The 21,364-nt window shown below is 39.7% G+C and carries 21 protein-coding genes; 15 read left to right on the top strand and 6 right to left on the bottom strand.

The annotated features are described in order from the left end of the window. The first annotated feature begins 4 nt into the window (after positions 1 to 4). The 5 genes from QZL88_RS16835 to QZL88_RS16815 are packed head-to-tail and all read left to right on the top strand — an operon-like array spanning position 5 to position 5,506. Complete coding sequence (locus QZL88_RS16835) at positions 5 to 1,783, top strand: aminopeptidase P family protein (RefSeq protein ID WP_296943019.1); 1,779 nt, start codon at positions 5 to 7, stop codon at positions 1,781 to 1,783. Continuing rightward, complete coding sequence (locus QZL88_RS16830; protein ID WP_296943017.1) at positions 1,773 to 3,200, top strand: thioredoxin-like domain-containing protein; 1,428 nt, start codon at positions 1,773 to 1,775, stop codon at positions 3,198 to 3,200. The genes QZL88_RS16835 and QZL88_RS16830 overlap by 11 nt, the downstream gene beginning before the upstream one ends. Beyond that, positions 3,187 to 3,708 carry a gamma carbonic anhydrase family protein gene (locus tag QZL88_RS16825; protein WP_296943015.1) on the top strand — a complete coding sequence of 174 codons (522 nt, stop codon included), beginning with the start codon at positions 3,187 to 3,189 and terminating at the stop codon, positions 3,706 to 3,708. Before QZL88_RS16830 ends, QZL88_RS16825 begins: the two co-directional genes overlap by 14 nt. 1 nt (position 3,709) lies before the next feature. Further along, positions 3,710 to 4,501 (top strand): GNAT family N-acetyltransferase, encoded by a 792-nt coding sequence (locus QZL88_RS16820; protein ID WP_296943013.1) that lies wholly within the window; start codon positions 3,710 to 3,712, stop codon positions 4,499 to 4,501. Positions 4,502 to 4,513: 12 nt separating this feature from the next. Continuing rightward, on the top strand, positions 4,514 to 5,506 hold the full coding sequence (locus QZL88_RS16815; protein ID WP_296943011.1) for a polyphosphate kinase 2 family protein: 993 nt from the start codon (positions 4,514 to 4,516) through the stop codon (positions 5,504 to 5,506). Positions 5,507 to 5,594: 88 nt separating this feature from the next. Here the strand turns inward: QZL88_RS16815 and corA are convergent, their stop codons facing one another. Both corA and rsmA read right to left on the bottom strand, forming a co-directional pair. Further along, complete coding sequence (corA, locus tag QZL88_RS16810) at positions 5,595 to 6,539, bottom strand: magnesium/cobalt transporter CorA (protein WP_296943009.1); 945 nt, start codon at positions 6,537 to 6,539, stop codon at positions 5,595 to 5,597. A 28-nt stretch (positions 6,540 to 6,567) separates the two neighbouring features. Then, a complete protein-coding gene (rsmA, locus tag QZL88_RS16805; RefSeq protein WP_296943007.1) occupies positions 6,568 to 7,368 on the bottom strand; it encodes a 16S rRNA (adenine(1518)-N(6)/adenine(1519)-N(6))-dimethyltransferase RsmA in 801 nt (266 codons plus the stop codon). A 198-nt stretch (positions 7,369 to 7,566) separates the two neighbouring features. On the opposite strand from rsmA, the gene QZL88_RS16800 reads away from it, so the two are divergent. Together QZL88_RS16800 and QZL88_RS16795 are read left to right on the top strand one after the other, a co-directional pair. Continuing rightward, a complete protein-coding gene (locus QZL88_RS16800) occupies positions 7,567 to 8,580 on the top strand; it encodes a lysylphosphatidylglycerol synthase transmembrane domain-containing protein (protein ID WP_296943005.1) in 1,014 nt (337 codons plus the stop codon). A 136-nt stretch (positions 8,581 to 8,716) separates the two neighbouring features. Continuing rightward, positions 8,717 to 10,171, top strand: a complete 1,455-nt coding sequence (locus QZL88_RS16795) for an aminoacyl-histidine dipeptidase (protein ID WP_296943003.1) — start codon at positions 8,717 to 8,719, stop codon at positions 10,169 to 10,171. Positions 10,172 to 10,207: 36 nt separating this feature from the next. Here the strand turns inward: QZL88_RS16795 and QZL88_RS16790 are convergent, their stop codons facing one another. Then, positions 10,208 to 10,900: an NAD-dependent deacylase gene (locus QZL88_RS16790; RefSeq protein ID WP_296943001.1), complete on the bottom strand. Its 693-nt coding sequence runs from the start codon at positions 10,898 to 10,900 to the stop codon at positions 10,208 to 10,210. 173 nt (positions 10,901 to 11,073) lie between these two features. On the opposite strand from QZL88_RS16790, the gene QZL88_RS16785 reads away from it, so the two are divergent. The 8 genes from QZL88_RS16785 (at position 11,074) to QZL88_RS16750 (ending at position 18,131) form a co-directional block, all read left to right on the top strand. Then, on the top strand, positions 11,074 to 11,658 hold the full coding sequence (locus QZL88_RS16785; protein ID WP_296942999.1) for an FKBP-type peptidyl-prolyl cis-trans isomerase: 585 nt from the start codon (positions 11,074 to 11,076) through the stop codon (positions 11,656 to 11,658). Between the two features lie 21 nt (positions 11,659 to 11,679). Next, the gene (locus tag QZL88_RS16780; RefSeq protein ID WP_296942997.1) at positions 11,680 to 12,696 is read left to right on the top strand and encodes an FKBP-type peptidyl-prolyl cis-trans isomerase; all 1,017 of its coding nucleotides are present in this window, start codon (positions 11,680 to 11,682) and stop codon (positions 12,694 to 12,696) included. A gap of 121 nt (positions 12,697 to 12,817) precedes the next feature. Next, positions 12,818 to 13,282 carry an Lrp/AsnC ligand binding domain-containing protein gene (locus tag QZL88_RS16775; protein WP_006799740.1) on the top strand — a complete coding sequence of 155 codons (465 nt, stop codon included), beginning with the start codon at positions 12,818 to 12,820 and terminating at the stop codon, positions 13,280 to 13,282. A gap of 180 nt (positions 13,283 to 13,462) precedes the next feature. After that, the gene (locus tag QZL88_RS16770; protein WP_296942994.1) at positions 13,463 to 14,077 is read left to right on the top strand and encodes a PASTA domain-containing protein; all 615 of its coding nucleotides are present in this window, start codon (positions 13,463 to 13,465) and stop codon (positions 14,075 to 14,077) included. A gap of 2 nt (positions 14,078 to 14,079) precedes the next feature. Further along, on the top strand, positions 14,080 to 15,147 hold the full coding sequence (locus tag QZL88_RS16765; RefSeq protein ID WP_296945119.1) for an RluA family pseudouridine synthase: 1,068 nt from the start codon (positions 14,080 to 14,082) through the stop codon (positions 15,145 to 15,147). A 103-nt stretch (positions 15,148 to 15,250) separates the two neighbouring features. Next, positions 15,251 to 16,234: a D-alanine--D-alanine ligase gene (locus tag QZL88_RS16760; protein WP_296942992.1), complete on the top strand. Its 984-nt coding sequence runs from the start codon at positions 15,251 to 15,253 to the stop codon at positions 16,232 to 16,234. 100 nt (positions 16,235 to 16,334) lie between these two features. Further along, positions 16,335 to 17,483, top strand: a complete 1,149-nt coding sequence (locus QZL88_RS16755; protein ID WP_296942990.1) for a 1-acyl-sn-glycerol-3-phosphate acyltransferase — start codon at positions 16,335 to 16,337, stop codon at positions 17,481 to 17,483. A gap of 75 nt (positions 17,484 to 17,558) precedes the next feature. Continuing rightward, positions 17,559 to 18,131: a hypothetical protein gene (locus tag QZL88_RS16750; protein WP_296942988.1), complete on the top strand. Its 573-nt coding sequence runs from the start codon at positions 17,559 to 17,561 to the stop codon at positions 18,129 to 18,131. 30 nt (positions 18,132 to 18,161) lie between these two features. Here QZL88_RS16750 and QZL88_RS16745 read toward each other — a convergent pair whose 3' ends face one another. The 3 genes from QZL88_RS16745 to QZL88_RS16735 are packed head-to-tail and all read right to left on the bottom strand — an operon-like array spanning position 18,162 to position 20,791. Beyond that, positions 18,162 to 18,761, bottom strand: coding sequence for a ribonuclease HII (locus tag QZL88_RS16745; RefSeq protein ID WP_296942986.1), 600 nt, complete (start codon positions 18,759 to 18,761; stop codon positions 18,162 to 18,164). Between the two features lie 12 nt (positions 18,762 to 18,773). Continuing rightward, a complete protein-coding gene (locus tag QZL88_RS16740) occupies positions 18,774 to 19,511 on the bottom strand; it encodes a WG repeat-containing protein (RefSeq protein ID WP_296942984.1) in 738 nt (245 codons plus the stop codon). A 35-nt stretch (positions 19,512 to 19,546) separates the two neighbouring features. After that, on the bottom strand, positions 19,547 to 20,791 hold the full coding sequence (locus QZL88_RS16735; protein WP_296942982.1) for a metallophosphoesterase: 1,245 nt from the start codon (positions 20,789 to 20,791) through the stop codon (positions 19,547 to 19,549). Between the last annotated feature and the right edge of the window lie 573 nt (positions 20,792 to 21,364).

The following is a 21,364-nucleotide window of genomic DNA, read 5'->3' as shown; positions in this document are numbered from 1 at the left end:
ATATATGAGTAATACAATTCATAAAAGACTGAATGCTCTACGCAGGTTCATGGAAGAGAAAGGGTTGCATGCCTTTATTATTCCCAGTACAGACTCTCACCTGAGCGAATACCCTGCGTTACACTGGGCTTCGAGGGAATGGATAAGCGGCTTTACCGGGTCGGCCGGAACAGTGGTTGTAACCCGCGAAAAAGCCGGATTATGGACTGATTCGCGCTACTTCCTTCAGGCGGCGAGTGAACTGGATGGTACGGGGATAGACCTCTTCAAAGATGGTTTGCCTCAGACTCCCGCCATTGATGAATGGCTGGCTTCCGAACTCGGAAAAGGCGACTATGTGGGTATAGACGGCAATGTGTATGCCGCTAAAGAAGCATTCAGCCTGACTCATAAGCTGAATATAAAAGGGCTGCATCTGATCAGCGATTATGACCCTTTCGATACCATTTGGCACGACAGGCCTGAAATCCCAAAGAATCCGTTCTTTGTACTTCCTGAAAAGTATACAGGCGAACCGGCTCGCAAGAAAATAGCACGCATATGCGACTCTGTCGAAAAAAACGGAGCCGAATCTTTACTTGTAGCATCATTAGATACCATTGCATGGATATTCAACATCAGAGGAAATGATGTAAAATGCAATCCGGTGACCGTAAGTTATGCTTATATTTCACGCAATGAAACAGTATTATTTATTGATCCGAAAAAACTTTCTGAGGAAACGACAGATTATCTGAAAGCAGAAGGAGTAACAGTTGCTGAATATTCTAAAGTATATGATTACGTATCAAATATAAAAACATCTGTTTGCCTCGACAGTAGCAAAATAACTTTCAGCCTATACAATACAATCCCGACAGAGAACAGGATCGTAGATATCCCATCCCCTGCCGATTTGATGAAAAGCATAAAAAATGAAGCCGAAATACAAGGATTCAACAACGCGATGGAACGCGATGGGGTCGCCTTAGTGCATTTCTTCATGTGGCTCGAAAAAGCTGTACCGAAAGGTGGAGTTACAGAAATTATGATTCCTGAAAAGCTGGTAGAATACAGAAGCCGGCAAGATAATTTTGTAGGGGAAAGTTTTGACACCATCTCAGGTTACGGCCCTAATGGAGCTATCGTACATTACCATGTATCACCTGAAAGTTCGGTTGAAATCAAGCCCGAAGGCTTCCTCCTGGTAGATTCCGGCGCACAATACTTTGACGGCACTACCGACATCACCCGTACTGTAGCTGTAGGCTCGCTTACCGAGCAAATGAAAAAAGATTACACAATGGTTTTGAAGGGACACATCAGCCTTGCCACCGCCATTTATCCGCAGGGAACACGCGGTAGCCAGCTGGACATCCTCGCACGAAAATCCATGTGGGACAACGGTATAAATTATTTGCACGGAACAGGACATGGCATAGGCCATTTCCTCAATGTACACGAAGGCCCGCAAAGCATCCGTATGAATGAGAATCCTACCACACTACAGATTGGTATGGTTACATCCAATGAACCGGGGCTATACAGAGCCGGGAAATATGGTATCCGCACAGAAAACCTTATACTTACACAGCATGAGACGACTACAGAGTTCGGTGATTTCTATTCGTTCAAAACACTTACACTTTGTCCGATAGACACAACACCGGTAGTGAAAGAAATGCTGGCCAAGGAAGAAATCATATGGCTCAACGAATACCACAAATTTGTATATGATCGTCTTTCACCTCTGCTAACTGAGGAAGAAAAAGGCTGGTTAAAAGAAAAAACGAATGAAATATAATATATTGATCCTTATAAGCCTCCTCTTTGTATTCAAAGCGGAGGCTCAAAAAAACACAAACAAAGACGAAGCGAGCTTTCACCTTGATGCAAACATTCCATCTCAAAAAAACAACATGCTGTACCTAGGCTACTATTGGAAAGGTACTACCTATGCACGCGATTCGGTACAGCTCTCCAGCGAGGGAAAAGCCAAGATTAGCATTCCGGAAGGATTAACTGCGGGGCAATATTTCATTTTCATCAAGCCAGACTTTCGCATAGACCTCCTTCTCGATAAAGGAGAAGATGATATCCATCTATATATAAACGAAGAAGACTTTACAAAAAGTACTGTAACGGGCAGCAACAGCACCAAACTATTGTGGGCATACTTGGATAACATCCAAAAAAGAGATATAGAACGAAGCAAACTGGAGAAACAGCTTGAAGACACCTCTATTGCAGCTCAAAAAAGAAAAGACCTTGATACAGAAATACTAAAGTTGGATGAAAATACACAGGCTTATATCCGGAAAACTATAGAAGATAATAAAGATAACTGGTTCGGAATTTTTCTTAAAGGTACGGAAGCTGTTACATTACCTTACAAGCAGCCAAAAGACGGGAAAGAATTCCAAGAAAACAGAGAATATGGTAAACTGCATTTCTTTGACAATATAGACCTTACCGATCCCCGTCTATGGTCGACCAACTATATGGACAGCCATATAGATACATATCTGCAACATTGGGTAGATCAGGTGCCCGATTCGGTTGCCAGTGCTGCTAGCAGACTTGTAGCCAAAACAAAAGGAAATGAATTTTGTTTTAAAGAGATGCTGTCGAAACTAACAAACGAATCACTAAAGAGCCTGCGCATGGGTGATGAAAATATCTGGGCTCGTCTGGCTGAAGATTATATTTTCGACAGAGATATAGCTTGGATCGATAGTGCCCAGAATTCGGAATTGCGGAGACAATACGAGCTAATTAAAAACAACCGTATCGGGATGAAAGCTCATAATCTGACTTTGCAAAGCCTTGATGGCGATACTATCAATACAAATGATATTGATGCGGAATATTTACTCTTATATTTTTATAGTCCAAGTTGTGGACATTGTCAAACAGCCACACCCGAGCTTCACGACAAACTGTATGCAAAATATAAAGATAAAGGGCTTAAGGTAGTAACTATCAATTTGAGCCATGATAAACAAGAATGGGAAAAGTTTGTAAAAAGCAAAAACATCGGCGATTGGATAAATTGTGCCGACCCTGAATATAAATCCCAATACTGGATTTATTATGACACATCAGGTATTCCGGCTGTCTTCGTTTTAAATAAAAACAAAACAATCATAGCAAAAAAAGTAAGCGAACAAAACTTGGAAAAACTTTTCGATTATTATATAAATAACAATGGCATTAATTAAAGAAGTTAGAGGGTTCACACCCGAAATAGGAAAAAATACATATCTGGCCGAGAATGCAACAATCATCGGCGATGTAGTTATAGGAGACGATTGCAGTGTATGGTTCAGCACCGTACTGCGTGGTGATGTAAATTCCATCCGTATCGGAGACCGTGTAAATATCCAGGATGGCAGTGTACTGCATACATTATATCAAAAGTCGGTAGTAGAGATTGGCGATGATGTTTCTGTAGGACACAATGTAGTCATACATGGAGCTAAAATAGAAAATGGCGCGTTAATAGGTATGGGAGCTATCATTCTCGATCATGCAGTCATCGGCGAAGGTGCAATAATAGCGGCAGGCTCAGTTGTGCTTAGCGGTACACAGGTAGAACCGGGTAGTATTTATGCCGGTGTACCTGCCAAATTTGTAAAAAAAGTAGATCCGGAACAGGCTAAGGAAATGAATCAGAAGATTGCAAAGAATTACCTGATGTATTCGGGCTGGTTCAAAGAAGAAGAATAACTTGGAAAGAATATCGGTAAGGGAAATAAAAAGAGAGGAGTTCTTTGTTCTTGAAAGTATGCTATATGAAGCAATTTATCAGGACGAAGGCTCCGCGCCTCTACCATACGATATAATCAAGAGACCGGAAATAGACGCTTATATACACGATTTTGGCAAACTGAAAGATGACTATTGCCTGGTAGCCGTACTCAACGGCAAGATAATAGGTGCAGTATGGACTCGCATTCTGGCAGGAGAAGTAAAAGGCTTTGGAAATATAGATAATGAAACTCCTGAATTTGCGATCTCATTACTCAAAGAATACAGGAATCAGGGCTACGGTACACTGTTAATGTCAAGGATGATAGAACACCTTCGCAAAGAAGGTTACAAACAAACATCCCTGAGTGTAGACAAGAATAATTATGCTGCGGGAATGTATCTGAAACTGGGATTTGAAATCATACAGGAAAGAGAACATGATTATTTGATGGTATTGGATATCAAGAAAAAATACCAGACAATAAGTCCTGCCAAATACAATAAACAGTTGGGTGTATTAATGATTGGATTCAATTCCGGTTGGCTGTATCTTGCTGTAAGCAGATTATATTCTCAACACTTTGGTGGAATACTATACTTCTTCATGTATCCCGATTGGTTTCTTGTCCTTAAAAGTATTTGTAGTATAATTGGTATTTTATTAGGAGTAGCTATTATATACAAAAGGCTGAAATTCAGACATGGGTTACTGATAAATGCAACAATATTCTCCATTTGTATGTTTATTGGAATATATATTACATTGTAAAAAAGCGCCATTATGAAAAAAGATGTTCTGAAGAAAATAATCGCTAAGCCCGGAGAAAAACACAAAGTCTCCGATTATCAAACAGGCTACACTGCCGGATTAAAAAAAGACGAAGCAGAAAGATTACTGACCGAAAATACAGAAAAACTGGCAAAGCTCCAGGATAAACTCTATGCTCAGGATCGCTATTCCGTCCTTGTTATTTTTCAGGCGATGGATGCCGCCGGAAAAGATGGTACAGTAAAGCATGTAATGTCGGGTATTAATCCGCAGGGATGCCAGGTATATTCTTTTAAACAACCATCGGCAGAAGAACTCGACCATGATTATCTGTGGAGAATCTATAAATGCTTGCCCGAGCGCGGAAGGATCGGTATATTCAATCGTTCGCACTATGAAGATGTATTGGTTGCCAAAGTGCACCCATCAATAGTATTGAACGGAAAATTACCAAAAATCAACAAAATAGAAGATATTGACGACAAGTTCTGGAAAAAGCGTTACAAGCAGATCAACGACCTTGAACGCCACCTGACCGAAAACGGAACCATAATACTTAAATTCTTCCTCAATGTATCACACGAAGAGCAAGAGAAGCGTTTTCTGGCAAGGCTTGACGATGAATCAAAAAACTGGAAATTCTCTGCATCGGACCTCAAAGAGCGCGAACACTGGGACGATTATATGAAAGCATATTCCGATATGCTCACCCATACATCTACCGAAGATGCCCCATGGTATGTAATCCCGGCCGATAACAAATGGTTTATGCGATATGCAGTAGGAGAAATTATCTGTGACAGGATCAACGATCTGAAATTACATTATCCTGTATTAACAGAGACTGCTAAGCAAGAATTAGAAGCAGCAAAAAAAATTCTGGCACCCCAAAACACTGAAGCGGAAAAGCCCAAAACTTCGCCGAGACCCCCAAAGGCTGCGAAAATAAAAACAATAAAAGATAAGCAAGCCGCCAAATCCGACAGAAAGATAAGAAAGTCGTAGAGGAACAGAATAGAGAATTCAGAAAATAAGAAAAACGCATAAAAGACCGTCTTTTATGCGTTTTTATATCACATGACCTATGCTATAATCAAAGCCATTTCTTTTTCTTGAAATAAATCAGAATAACAGCCACAGCGAATATCATCAGCCCGATTGAGAATGCATACCCGAATTCCCAGCTCAGTTCCGGCATATCGCCAAAGTTCATCCCGTATATACTGGCAATAAGTGTAGGCGGCATAAATATAACGGAAATCACGGTAAACATCTTGATAATCTTATTTTGCTCGATGTTCACAAACCCGAGGAAAGTATCCTGTAAGTAATCCAGACGGTCGAAACTGAAACGGATATGTTCGAGCAGGGAGTTTATATCTTTAATAAGAATGGTAATCCTGCCATGCAGTTCCTTTGGCATCAGTTCACTTTTCAACATACTGGATACAGCACGCTGTTTGTCTATAATATTCTCACGCAACATCATTGTCTTTTCCTGAAGGTTCTTTATCTCCATCAAAAGCTCTTCATCGGCTTCCTGAATACTGATACTATTACTGAGGGTTGTAATCTCCTGTGTCATATCCTCCACCATATCTGCGTCTATTTCTACCCGTGTCTCCAATATAGCCACAAAAACATGATAACCTGTCGGATACATTTTTGGATTAGCAGATATCTTCTTTATCGTTTCATGGAAAGAAGTCAGGTCTTCGCCACGGACGGTAATCAGGATATTATTTTTGAGGATGAAAGAAACCGGTTCTCTTTCGAAATTGCTTAACAAAAAATTCGAATTGACTACCAAAGAGTCTGTAGTCTCCATATAGCGCGACGACATCTCAATTTCGACCATCTCTTCCTCTTCCTGTATATAGATTTTCAGATAGTCTTCCAGTTCGTTCTCTATTTCTTCATCTACATTGTTCAGGTCGATCCAAAGGAAGTTTTTAATGGGTGTAGTTTTCAGGAATTCAATGCTACGGCTCATTCTTATAGCATTGTCTTTATGGTAAAATAATTTTACTTCCGACATGAGCGCTTTCTTTTAAAGGGTGTGTACTCTATTTCCTCTCCTCTTGTCTCCCGGGCAGAAAAGCGGCAACAATATTTGTCAGCTTTTCGAAATCTGCAACCGAGAGCCTTTCGGGTCGCTCATTAAAAATCGGATCGGTATAAGCATCACAATCTTTTCCGAGCAATGGCTTCATTGAGTTCCTCAATGTTTTACGACGTTGATTAAATCCTGTTTTTACAACTGTTTTGAACAATTTTTCATCACAGTCCAAACTCTGGCGTTTATTCCTGACAAGCTTAATCACCGCCGACTTCACCTTCGGAGGAGGGTCGAACACCTTCTCACTGACCGTGAAAAGATATTCAATATCGTACCATGCCTGAAGCAGTACACTTAATATACCGTATATCTTCCCGCCGGGTTTGGCGGCAATACGTTCGGCGACTTCTTTCTGGAGCATTCCCGAACAACATGGTATATGGTTTTTATAATCAAGTACTTTAAAAAATATCTGGGAAGAAATATTATATGGATAATTACCAATTACACAAAACTGGTTATCATATATTTTCAACAAGTCCAGTTTAAGAAAATCATCTTCAATAATATGTCCCCGCAAGGCCGGGTAATGCTCATTAAGGTATGGAACCGAATCGCGATCCAGCTCCACTACAGTAAGCTCCTTTTCCTTTTCTATCAGATATTGGGTAAGCACTCCCATCCCCGGGCCCACTTCTATTACAGGTACATCCGGAAAATCGTCCAATGTATCCGCAATACGACGGGCGATATCCAGGTCTTTCAAAAAGTGCTGTCCTAAGAATTTCTTTGCTTTAACTACTGCCATGCTTAACAATTATGATTATCTTTGCAGGCGCAAAGGTAGTGTTTTATTACTGAAAATTTGCTTATAAGTAAAAGAAGGTGTCTTATGCAACATTATTTAATTATAACTGACTATTGTTGTTTTAGATATGAAAGTAATAAATAGGTCTGCGACCTTACTTCTACTGTTATATAAAGATAATACAATTTTACAATTCGAATGGAAGAATCGACAGAAGTAACGACCCCTAAGAAAAAATCATTACTCAATACTTTCGTAAAGATAGTACTGCCTTTATTGCTGGGCATTGCCATCGTTTATTACCTTATCAGCAAAATAGACCCAGCCGAATTGTGGATTGTCCTCAAAAATGCCAATTGGCTGATTCTTCTATCCTCTCTCATATTTGGCTTATTAGGCAACATTATAAGAGGCTACCGTTGGGAATTATTTATTCAGCCACTTGGATATACGCCCAAATTATCGACCCTTATATACGCCATTCTCGGAGGATATGCTGTAAACTTTGCGATACCCAGAGCCGGGGAAATCTGGAAATGCGGTATGGTGGCTAAAGAAGAGAAGATTCCGTTCACTAAGTTATTCGGAACTATGATCCTCGACCGTATATTCGATATGATAACAGTTATTGTTATTTGCCTTGCCGCATTCCTGATAAACATGCAATTTTTTATCACTCAACTGGAACAAAGCAAATCAACACTGGACATCATTCTGATGATTGTAAAATCGCCTGTTCTATATATAGCACTTGTTGCAGCAGTTATCACCACCTATATAGTTTTCAAGTTCTTCAAAGAAAATATAATAGTAAAGAAGGTGAAAAGCTTCATCTCCAACATGGCCAATGACATGAAAACCATATGGAGAATGAAAACCAAAGGACGCCTGCTGCTTTGCTCAATTGCTATCTGGACTTCCTATTTCTTTTACTTTTACATTACGTTCTACGCCTTCGATTTCACCGCAGATCTGGGCATTACAGCCGGACTGATAACCTTTGCTCTGAGTAGTCTCAGTATGATTATTCCCTCCAACGGCGGCTTGGGCCCCTGGCAGATAGCAGTAGTAGCTTCATTGATGCTATATGGAGTCAGCGAATTAAATGCCACAGCCTTTGCGACGGGGGTGTTTGCGTTACAATCCATCATATGGGTTATTCTTTGCGGATTATTCGGAATAGCGGCTCTGGCTTTAAAGAAACAGAAATAGAATAATTTACCACAACAGAGAAAACAGATTGTCAACAATCTGTTCAGAAATAATCTAAAAATATCGATCATACTGATTATCTGCACTGATATTTTTCTATCTTTGTTACTATTCGTAAATTTTAAAACATAATCGTATGTCGAAAGAAATACTTAAACTAAAACCGCAACAATTGTGGAAGCACTTCTACGATTTAACTCAAATCCCACGCCCTACGGGCCAGATGAAAGAGGTTACTAAATTTGTCATCGACTTTGGTAAATCGCTCGGGCTGGACGTAAAGCAAGACAAGACGGGTAATATACTGATTACCAAACCTGCAACAAAAGGTATGGAGAAGGCTCCTGTTGTAATCCTGCAATCCCATCTGGATATGGTTCCTCAGAAAAATTCTGACGTAAAGCATGATTTCACTAAAGACCCTATAGAAACTGTTATAGACGGAAACAAAGTAAAAGCCAAATCAACCACTTTAGGTTCTGACAACGGTATCGGTGCAGCAGCTATGATGGCCGTTCTGGAAGACAAAAAACTAAAGCACGGAAAAATCGAGGCTTTATTTACCGTCGACGAAGAAGTAGGCATGGTAGGCGCTATGGGATTGAAGAAAGGATTTCTTTCGGGTAGCATCTTACTAAACCTCGACACTGAAGAAATCGGTGAACTTTGTGTTGGTTGTGCCGGAGGTGCAGATGTAAATGCAGACTGGGAATTCAAAGATGCAAAAGTGCCAAAAGGTGATATAGCTTATAAAATCACGCTGAAAGGCCTGAGAGGAGGTCACTCAGGAACAGAAATACATCTGGGCAGAGCCAATGCCAACAAACTTATGTTCTACTTCCTCAAAGAAGCTGTAAGCAGTTATGAAGTACGTCTTTCGGCAATCGACGGAGGTTCGCTGCGCAATGCGATCCCTCGCGAAGCCGTTGCCATCGTGACACTTCCCGAAGAGGATGAAAAAGACTTCCTGAAACTAGTGAAATCGTACGAAAAGATTTTCAAAGAAGAATACAAAGCCGTAGAGCAAAACTTATCCTTCAAAGCTGCAAAAGCAGACTTACCGAAGACGCTCATACCTGAAGAAATACAGGATAGCCTGATTAATGCTGTAGTTGGTTGCCAAAATGGTGTAATCAGCATGCTTACCGATTTTGAAGGCATCGTGGAAACTTCCACCAACCTTGCATCCATCAAATCAGAATCAGGGCATATTGCAGCTAAGATCCTTGCCCGCAGTTCTTCGGAATCCCGTAAAGACGAAATTTGCTCAAGTCTGGAAAGCGTATTTGCACTTGCCGGTGCGAAAGTTTCCATCGAAAACGGTTATCCGGGATGGCAGCCTAATGCCCAATCGGACACACTGAATATGATGGCTAAACTATACGAAACCATGTATAAGGAGAAAGCGCACGTAGTGGTTGTACACGCCGGACTGGAATGTGGTATCATCCTGGGCAGTACACCGGGACTGGATATTGTTTCCTTTGGCCCTACAATTCTCAACGCCCACTCTCCTGACGAGTTTGTAGAAATAGATACAGTAACCAAGTTCTATGATTATCTGGTAAAGACTCTCGAAAACATTAAATAAAAAGAGACGGCGGGAATTAGTTCCCGCCGTTTTCTATTATATCATTTTTTTCAGCAATTCCCTTAATTCTTCTACACCTTCCGATGCCCCTTTCTTTATAAAATGAATATCTTGCTGGTAAACCTTTACTTCATTCGGGTCTATCAGGAAAACGGGGGTTCCCCGATGAGTATAATTCAATAACCCAGCAGCCGGATATACATTCAACGACGTACCTATCACTACCAGTATATCGGCTGTCTGCACCACCTCTATAGCCTTTTCTATCATTGGCACAGCCTCTCCGAACCAGACAATATGTGGTCGGAGCTGTGAACCTTTCTCACATTTATCCCCCACTTTAACCTCTGCATTATCGGGAGTAAGCGTATAGATGATGGAAGGATCGGCCGTAGAACGTACCTTATCCAGTTCGCCATGCAGATGTATTACATTGGTACTACCCGCTCGTTCATGAAGGCTATCCACATTTTGAGTGATTATCGATACTTTATACTCTTTTTCCATATCCGCCAACCCGATATGCCCTTTGTTGGGTTTAGCTTCAAAAGCCGCTTTCCGCCTTGCATTATAAAAATCAAGAACAAGCTGCGGATTACGCCTGAATCCTTCAGGAGTAGCTACATCTTCTATCGAATGCTGCTCCCACAATCCTCCAGAATCCCTGAATGTGGATATACCACTCTCTGCACTCATTCCGGCACCTGATAAAACAACAATATGTTTCATAAATATTAAAAAAATGTAAGTATGACATACAAATATAGTTTTTTCGCCTATAAATTTCACCAATGTATCGCGAAAAGAATTACTTTTGTTGGCTAATTAAAATAAACAATTAATCTTTGTTATCAGTTATCTATCATTCTGATTTACAATATTAATTAAAAATAAAAATACATATGGATAAAATCAGTTACGCTCTGGGATTAAGTATTGGTAATAACTTCTTAAGTTCCGGTATCAAAAAAGTAGATTTTGAAGCTTTCTTGAAAGGGATGCAGGATGTAATAAACGAAGCTCCGCTTGCCATGTCATATGATGAGGCTAAGGAAGTAATGAACGATTATTTCACCAAACTGCAAGATGAAAGACTTGAAGTAAACCTAAAAGCCGGAGAAGAGTTTTTAGCAATCAACAAAAACAGACCGGGTGTTGTAACTCTGCCAAGTGGTCTTCAATACGAAATACTGAAAGAAGGAAACGGCTCTAAGCCGAAAGCTACAGACCAGGTAAAATGCCACTATCACGGAACTCTTATCGATGGCACTGTATTCGATAGTTCGGTAGAACGCGGACAACCTGCCACATTTGGTGTAAACCAAGTCATCCCGGGTTGGGTCGAAGCCCTTCAATTAATGCCTGCAGGCTCAAAATGGAAACTATTCATTCCTTCTAATCTTGCTTATGGAAAAGCGGGAGCAGGACAATCTATCGAACCTAACTCTACCCTGATATTTGAAGTAGAAATTTTAGATATTGTTTAATAATAATTATTTAGTTAAAACATGAAAAAAATTCAAGTTGTTGCCCTTGGTGCTTTCGTAGCCGTAGGAGCGTTGTTTACATCTTGTGGAGGAAGCGTTTCGTCAGATGCTTCATTGAAAACCGAAAACGATACTATTTCTTATGCTTTTGGAGCAAGCCTGTATGACCAAGGGCTTTCTATGCACTTACAACAGCTAGGTGTAGTTAGCGATACTACCGGTCTTACTGCTTTTTACAAAAGACAAATTGAAGCAGAGCAAGATTCTTTCAAAAAAGATTCATTACAAAAAGTAATGAAACACAAGCTTGACTCTACTGTAAAAGTAAACGAAAGAAATATAGCAGAATTCCTGAAAGGGCTGAAAGAAAGCATCGATGCTCCTGATTCTAAATCTGCATATTATGCCGGTATTTCTGTCGGAGGACAAATTTCGAAACAAATGTTCCCTAATTTGATCAATCAAATGTACGGACCGGACTCGAAAGAAAAAATCAACTCCAGCGCTTTTATAGCAGCAATGGCTACTGCAATGAAAAAAGGTAAATTTGCCGTAAACGATCCGGCTTCTCTTTTCCAGGTAAAAATGCAGGAAGTACAAGCTAAAGCTCAGGCAAGACAAGAAGAAGAGTTGAAGAAACAATATACTCCTCAAATAGAAGCAGGTCAAAAGTTCCTTGATGAAAACAAAGCCAAAGAAGGCGTTGTGACTCTTCCTGACGGACTTCAATACAAAATAGTAAAAGAAGGTACAGGTGCAAAACCAACAGCTACCGATGTAGTGAAAGTACACTACCACGGTACCCTTCTTGATGGTACTGTATTCGACAGTTCTGTAGACAGAAAAGAACCAGCTACATTTAATGTAAGTGCCGTTATCAAAGGATGGACTGAAGTACTTCAATTGATGCCTGTAGGATCTAAATGGCAAGTTTATATCCCTTACGATCTGGCTTATGGCGCACAAGACAGAGGAACTATCAAACCTTTCTCTACTTTGATCTTCGATATCGAACTATTGGACATTGAAAAGAAATAAGTCAAAAAGTAAGATTTAGATACTATTTTGGCACATCCAATGTAAATTTTCGAGCAAAAAGCCTTGTTTTTATAAAAAATATCCTATATTTGGATTAAAATAACGATAAAACGCTCATATTATGCAGAAAATTGACAAACTTGATAAGAAGATACTGGAGATTATATCTCAGAATGCGAGGATTCCATTCAAAGATGTTGCTCTTGAGTGTGGTGTCTCCCGTGCTGCCATTCATCAGCGTGTACAACGCATGATTGAGATGGATGTGATAGTAGGTTCCGGTTATTTTGTAAATCCAAAAGTATTGGGGTATAACACGTGTACATATATCGGGGTAAAACTGGAAAGAGGCTCCATGTATAAGACTGTGATTCCTGAACTGGACAAGATTCCTGAAATCGTTGAATCTCATTTTACCACAGGACCATACACTATCCTTATCAAATTGTATGCCCGCGATAACGAGCATCTGATGGATTTGTTGAATAATAAGATACAGGATATACCGGGTGTTGTAGCTACCGAGACTATGATTTCTCTTAGTCAGGGAGTTAAACGCCAGATACCAATATCTAAATCGGAATAAGATATAACTCATTCTTAATATAAAAGGATAGTCATTTTTGGCTATCCTTTTTCTTTAGGGATATCTTTACTTATAATAACATAAATATGTAATGTAAAAGGAGCAAAACCCGTAATTTTTTAATATTTTTGCATCACGTTCAATATGGAATAGGTCTATGACCTTACTTAATTTGTTTACATGGAGAAAAAAAGCTTTGTTTCGAAATTTCTGACCAATATTTACGTTAAGAATATATTGTTGATGATTGCCGCCGGATTCGTCCTGGTAATTATCGTATTATTCTTTTTGAGCATATATACCAAACACGACGAATCCGTTGTTGTGCCTGCAGTAAAAGGCTTACAAGTAGAAGATGCAGAAGGAATACTCAAAGCTGCAAACCTTCAATATGAAGTTGTGGACTCTATTTTTACAACAGGAGGTGTTCCCGGAGCTATTACAGAACAAACACCCAAAGAGCAATCGAAAGTAAAAGAAGGACGTACCATTTTCCTTACCATTCAGGCTAAAGGCATTCAGATGGTGGCTATACCCGAACTAAAAGATTATTCGCGCCGTCAGGCTGAAGCCCAGCTAAATTCGCTCGGATTTGACAAGATCATAATAGAAGAGGTGCCGTCAGCATATGCCGGTATCGTTATCTCAGTTTCATATAAAGGACAAACACTGTCTCCAAATCAAAAAATACCGAAAGGTTCTACTCTGAGAATGACTGTGGGTGCGGGAGGAGAAGCTCTCGAAGACAGCATCCCCGATGCAGATACCAATGTAGATGAATCTTTCTTTCAATAATGATGAACGATTCTTTTGACAACATAGAAGACCTTCCGGAAGATGAATTAACCGAAGGACAGGAAGATTCGGGCCTATACGAACATTACCGGTTTGTAGCCGACAAGGGACAGGGTATGATACGCATCGACAAATATCTGGCAATGCATATCGTGGGTGTATCACGCAACAGAATCCAGCAAGCTGCAGAAGCAAATTGTATTCTGGTAAATGATAATCCTGTAAAATCAAACTATAAGATAAAACCGCTCGACGTTATATCCGTAGTGATGAACCGCCCCCCACGCGAACTGGAAATAATACCGGAAGATATCCCTCTGGATGTAGTTTATGAAGATGACGACCTGATGGTGATTAACAAACCTCCGGGGCTTGTTGTACATCCGGGATTCGGAAATTATCAGGGGACCCTGGTAAATGCTGTAGCGTACCTACTGAAAGACACTCCCGAATATGATGCCAAGGACCCACGTTTGGGGATTGTCCACCGCATCGACAAAGATACCTCAGGACTGATTGTAGTGGCAAAAAATGCTTATGCGAAAGCACATCTATCCGCTCAGTTTTTCAACAAAACCACAAAGCGCCAATATGTAGCGCTCGTCTGGGGTGCAATCGAAGAGGATGAAGGACGTATAGAAGGCAATATCGGCCGCGATCTGAAAGACCGTATGTTAATGACCGTTTTCAAAGACGGGGAACACGGTAAATCTGCGGTCACACATTACAAGGTACTTGAACGCCTTGGTTACGTAACATTGGTACAATGCCGCTTAGAAACAGGCCGTACACATCAGATACGTGTGCATATGAAATATATAGGACATACATTGTTCAACGACGAACGGTACGGAGGCAACGAGGTACTGAAAGGAACTCATTTTGCAAAATACAAGCAGTTCGTTCAGAATTGCTTCAACATATGTCCACGCCAGGCGCTACATGCGCAGACACTGGGCTTCATACAACCACGTACGGGCGAAGAACTTATGTTCGAAGCGCCTATACCGGATGATATGGGCCAACTGCTAGAGAAATGGCGGGGATATATAGCCAACAGGGAAATATAAGAAGGAATTGAAAAGGATTTATAAACATAACGATCAGTTATTGTTTTACATATAAAAATAATAAATCAGGTCTGTGACCTTAACTATCAAGTTTAATCGACCAATGAAACGAAACATCGCCATAGTATGGGGAGGATATTCTTCCGAAATAGTAGTATCGGAAAAAAGTATGTCCGGCGTTTATTCCTTTTTGGATAAAGAAAAATACAATATTCACAAAGTTAGAATAGTTAGGGAAAGCTGGACTGTCGAAGCAGACGGTGTGACATATGCTGTCGATAAAAACGATTTTAGCTATACATGTCCGGAAAAGGGCGGGAAAATAAAATTTGACTTTGCGTTCATTATTATACATGGTACACCAGGCGAAGATGGCCGCTTGCAAGGCTACTTCGATATGCTCAACATCCCCTACTCTACCTGCGGCATGATGGCTTCTTCTTTGACCATGAACAAATTTGTCTGCAATAATTTTCTTAAAAACTTTGGGATAAGAGTCGCAGATTCGTTATATTTGAATAAAGATACAAGTTGCAGCATAGATGACATTGCTGCAAAGCTGGGATTTCCTATGTTTGTAAAACCAAACACAGGAGGTTCGAGTTTTGCTACAACGAAAGTAAAATCGATAGAACAACTGCAAAAAGCTATAGACATTGCGTTCGGCGAAACACCCGAAGTAATTATCGAGAGCTTTATCAGTGGACAAGAAGTCACCTGCGGCTGTTATAAAATAAAGGGTAAAGAAGTGGTCTTTCCTATTACGGAAGTAGTCACTCCGAATGAATTCTTTAACTATGAAGCTAAATATGAGGGCCAGGTAGAGGAAATTACCCCTGCCCGCATACCGGATGAAATGACAAATGAGATACAGCGATTAACTCGCAACATATATGATATGGTAGGAGCCAAAGGTATTATCAGAGTAGATTTTATCATCTCCGACAATATGCCGTACTTACTGGAAGTAAATACCGTTCCCGGCATGACACAGACCAGTTTTATTCCTCAGCAGGTAGCTGCAGCAGGATTAAATATAACTGATGTGCTGACAGAAATTATAGAAAACGAATTTAACGCGAATTGAATTTTAGGTCACAGACCTTTTTATTGCTTTGTTAAGTATAAATACAATGAGCAGTTATAACTTTAGAATATATCATTAATACTTACGATTACCTACGGTTATGAGTAATAAATTTGACGACATAGCACCTCTATACGACCATGAGGTGGAACAAGCCATTCAGGATATACTGGTAGATCCGGGATTCCAGCACGCTGTAAAATATATAATACCGAATATAGACTGGGATGAATTTTCGGCCGAAATGCTGAGATATAAATCCAAAGAACAGTTTCAGGCAGAGATGATATACCCGGTGGTAACAATGCTGGGCATGAAAGTAGCAACCAGTATCAAAGGTGATAAATGGGAAACCATCGACAAATCGGTACAACACCTCTTTCTATCCAACCATAGGGATATTGTACTGGATGCCGGATTGTTGAATATACTCCGTCACAAGGAAGGATTCAAAACAACAGAAATCGCCATTGGCGACAATCTGCTTATCCATCCCTGGATAGATAAGCTGGTGAGACTCAATAAGAGCTTTATAGTAAGGCGCGGCCTTTCTATAAAAGAAAGACTCACCGCATCCAAGCACCTATCTGAATATATCCATCATGTAATATCATCGAAAGGTGAATCGGTATGGATCGCACAGCGTGAAGGCCGGGCTAAAAATTCAGATGACAGAACACAGGACAGCCTGTTGAAAATGTTGGCATTATATCCGGAAGATAAGCCGTTCATTGAAAGTCTGAAAGAACTGAATCTTATACCACTGTCTATTTCATATGAATATGACCCGTGTGATTATCTGAAAGCCAAAGAATTTCAACAAAAACGCGATGATCCTGACTTCAAAAAATCTCAACGAGACGATCTTCTGAATATGGAAATCGGCATACTGGGACAAAAAGGGAATGTAATATTCCGCTTCGGAAACTGTATCAATCCTGAACTGGATAAGATTACTGAGCCCGACAAACGTTTACAGCCCGAACTGGCTGCAAAAATCATTGATAAGGAGATACACTCCAACTATGAAATATTCCCATGTAATTACATGGCCTATGACATGTTTTACAAAGTAAGTAAGTTCAATGATAAGTATACATCCGAGCAGTTGGAAAGCTTTAAATCTTATCTGGATAAGCAAATACAGAAAATAGATCTCGATTATATCGACTATGACTTTGTGTGGGATAAGATGCTGGAAATGTATTCTAATACATTAAAAAATCACCTGGAAGCCATACAATCGTAAAATGAAATAGAGTCTTCTCGTTCTTTGAGTTTTCAAATATATTCCTATATTTGCAGCACACAAATGACTCAAACTATGAAAAAACTAATACTCTATACTATTTGTTTCATGCTCTCTGCCGTATGTTTCTCTCAGGTTGTCAGATCGGGTGAGAGTTTCATTAACGTTCCCGTTATTGAAGGAAAAGTTACATTTCTGAAAGAGATTTCGGCCCAAAAAGATATTTCTAAAGATGCCAACTATAAGATACTAAAGGAGTGGGCTATCATTAATTATGGCAAAGACCCTTTCATATCAAGTGTACGTCACGATACGAAGAACAATGAGTTTATTGCTAAATCTAGGATAGAACTACTTCTGCCCGCAAATTCGAAAGGTGTACGCGAAAAAATGATTATGAGATACCGTATAAACGGATTCCTGTTTCAGGATAAATGCATATTGGAGGTTACCGATATATCTTATTTATATGAGAACCATGCAAACAATAAACTGCTGCCACGCATAATCAGAGCTGAAGACTTCATTACCGACAATGCTCTCGAACTTAATGATAATATACAGGAATTCAGAGTAAATACACGTAAAAGTACACTATATTTTCTGAATGAAATTTCAAAAGATTTCGAAGGAAAATTCGGCCACTAAGACCTCGATATTAAGTATTATTTTTTTCTATTAAAATTCAAGTTTCAGCTGCCTTTCTGTAAGATTAAATGTAAGCCGGTGATAGGGAGTCACCCCATGCGCCTTTATAGCAAGACGATGCTTCTTCGTAGGATAGCCCTTATTATGATCCCAGTCATACAAGGGATACTCTCCATGCAGTTTCTCCATATAATCGTCCCTATATGTCTTGGCAAGAATAGATGCTGCTGCAATAGGCAGTAACTTACCATCCCCCTTCACCACACATGTATGGGGTATATCCTCATATTTCTTAAACCTGTTGCCGTCGATCAATAAATGCTGCGGCCTGATCTTCAATGAAGCTACAGCCCGCTGCATAGCCAGAAAAGATGCATTCAGTATATTTATCTTATCTATCTCCTTATGATCCACAATTCCTACAGCCCAGGCTAAAGCTTTCTCCTCGATAAGAGGACGCAGGTTATATCGTTCTTTTTCGGTCAGCTGCTTAGAATCGTTTAGTTTCTCACATTCAAAATCCTTCGGTAGTATCACAGCAGCAGCAAATACAGGCCCAGCCAGACATCCTCTCCCAGCTTCGTCGCATCCGGCTTCTATCTGATCCGGATATAATGATAATTGTAGCATTGCGGATATTATTTATTTTATATTGTTCTGCGCTTTTTCTTTCTTCTCCAGTTTGCCGTTTATATCGAAATGATATATTTCGTCGCCCTTCGTCGCAGCAATCGTATTTACCTGGCTTGTTTCTATAAAGTCGTATTCGCAAGGGATGATAAACTCCCCTTTTAGATTTATACAGCCATATTTATCATTTGTCTCCACCCGTGCATAATATTCACCGGACTTCAACGTCCTGAAATCACCAGCACCTTCATATGCGAAGTCAATGGCTGCTTCTCCTTTTTTATTAATGAATCCATATTTTCCTCCCTGCTCGGCATAGGCCAACCCTGCATGAAAATCGCCCAGATTATCATAAATCAAAGGTATAACAACTACTTTATTATAGTCGATATAACCATATTTACCTTTTTTCTTTACCATTATGAGATCTTTATTCTCTTCGTTGCCAAGAGCAATAAATTCATATCCTTCTTTAAAATTGATATAGTAATTCCCTGCTCGGTCTATCACTGCAAACTTTTCATCGGGCTCCAAAGCCTTCCCTTTCGAAACCACATAATAACCGTTTATATCATAACCTCCTGATGTAAACTGAGGTTTTACAACAACACCCAGTTTGGCATTTCCATATCCGACCTTACCTGTCCGGCTATCAGGAAAAGGTATTAATTTATCGGAATTATTTACATTTTGGGAAAAAGATACCAAAGGAATAAAAATGAGTAGAGAAATAATCAATCTTTTAATCATAGATAGTAGTTTATTGTGTTTTCTATATAATTTCATCAAAAAGCGATCTGTACATTATTATCGGCAGGAGGAAAGTCGATCTGCAAATCTTCCATATCCATCGGGGTTTCCATTGCTTTGGATAATCTGAGCATCGATTGTTTCAATTTCTCATCCGGCTTTTCATCTCCGTACAGATGTAATACAAATATCTGGGACAACACGTCTGCGAATTGCTTCGATACATCATCGGGTAAATTATAACCCATCCCTTTCAGCTTTTGAACAGCTAATTTATTAGATAAAGACTGCATACGCTGTTTATCCTCTTCTGCCAATGCCGGATTATCCGGTAACGAAGTTACATTTTTTGTTTTTATATCCATCCCTTTTTCACTCAATTCTATAAAGCGATAAGAAAAGGGATAGCCGGATAATGTCCCGGTCTCAATATCATAAATCGTATTTCCTTTATCAGAGGTAAAGGCCGATATATCATTGGAATGGAAATGACCGGTAAAAACGGCTTTCATACCTTTATCGGCAAAAAGATTTGCAAGACGCTTCCAGTCATCTACCAGATAATCTTTGAAGAACATAGACTGGTATACGATGTGCTCTGTTAGCCCCCAGTGCATCATACCTATTACAGTTACATTCTGCAACCTGGCTTCATCCAAAACTTCAACAAGCCACTTTTCGGTATCAGAAGAGATCTTTCCGCCCGAAATACTCCGGGTCTTATATTCTTTATACCTTGCCGCATCTATGGCCACAAGCCAGGTATGAGCATCGAGTAGAGCCACATAGCTCAACGACGCCGTATCTCTCAGTAAAGCATTATTGTATCCGCATGAAGCATAAATATCCGTGAATTCTTTGGGAGTAACATTCGATACAGGCAGCGTCTTATTTCCTTTAAACTCTACAGAGTTAGGCATATTTATATCGTGGTTGCCGGGTATAACGAATACTTTTACTCCCTTATCCTGTAAGGGTTTCAATTTATTTACAAAATCAAGATGGCTCTGTTTTTCGCCGTCTTTTGTCATATCACCGCTTACCAGCAATACTTGTATATCGCTATGCAGATAATCATCTAATACTTTATCCAATACTGCGGGGGCATCTTTTATATTTTTCCCGCTCACCTGTATATAATCCTGTAATGCATAACCATCATCCATCAGCTTTTCCGAAAGGTAATGCGTATCAGTTATCACACCTATCCTTATCGGTTCACCGGCGAATATTGAAGTCGCAAAAAGGAGAAATAATATATACGGTAAAATCTGTTTCATGGGTATCTTTTTAGCTATAACAAAAATAAGGTATTTATGTAAACAGGGCAAACGTGTAATAAGTTTTAGGAAAGTTTATCTATATAATTAGAGCTGATAGCTAAAGACTATTAGCTATAGTTCTTTGAAAGAATGAACAGCCCCCTAAATCCCCCAAGGGGCAGGGTTGTTTAGTTCTCTACTTTGTTCTGTTATTTTCTGCTGTCATCCTGAGTGAAACGAAGGATCCCGACCCTGAAAAACGAGATGTTTCACTCCGTTCAACATGACACAGAGGGTAAAAAAAATAGAACTTAACAGCCCTGCCCCTTGGGGGACTTACAGAGAGGGTAGAAATAATAAGTAAAAAAGTGTAACCTTTGTTACCTTTTCAAAGTAGTAAGTATTGAGTAATAAGTATAAAGGAGTTCTAATTGTTGACTATTTAATGATATATCTGTTACTTTTGTTACCTTTTCAACAAGTAATGAGTCTTAAACAATAAGCAATAAGTTGGAAAACTGTATTTCTGTTAACTGCTAACTGTTGACTGTTAACTGAAACATGTGTTACCTTTGTTACCTTTTTAATAAA

Origin of the sequence: uncultured Dysgonomonas sp. (genome assembly GCF_900079725.1) — a bacterium.
GTDB lineage: Bacteria > Bacteroidota > Bacteroidia > Bacteroidales > Dysgonomonadaceae > Dysgonomonas.
The sequence above is the reverse complement of the archived record's forward strand: the minus strand, read 5'-3'. Positions and strand labels throughout refer to the sequence as shown.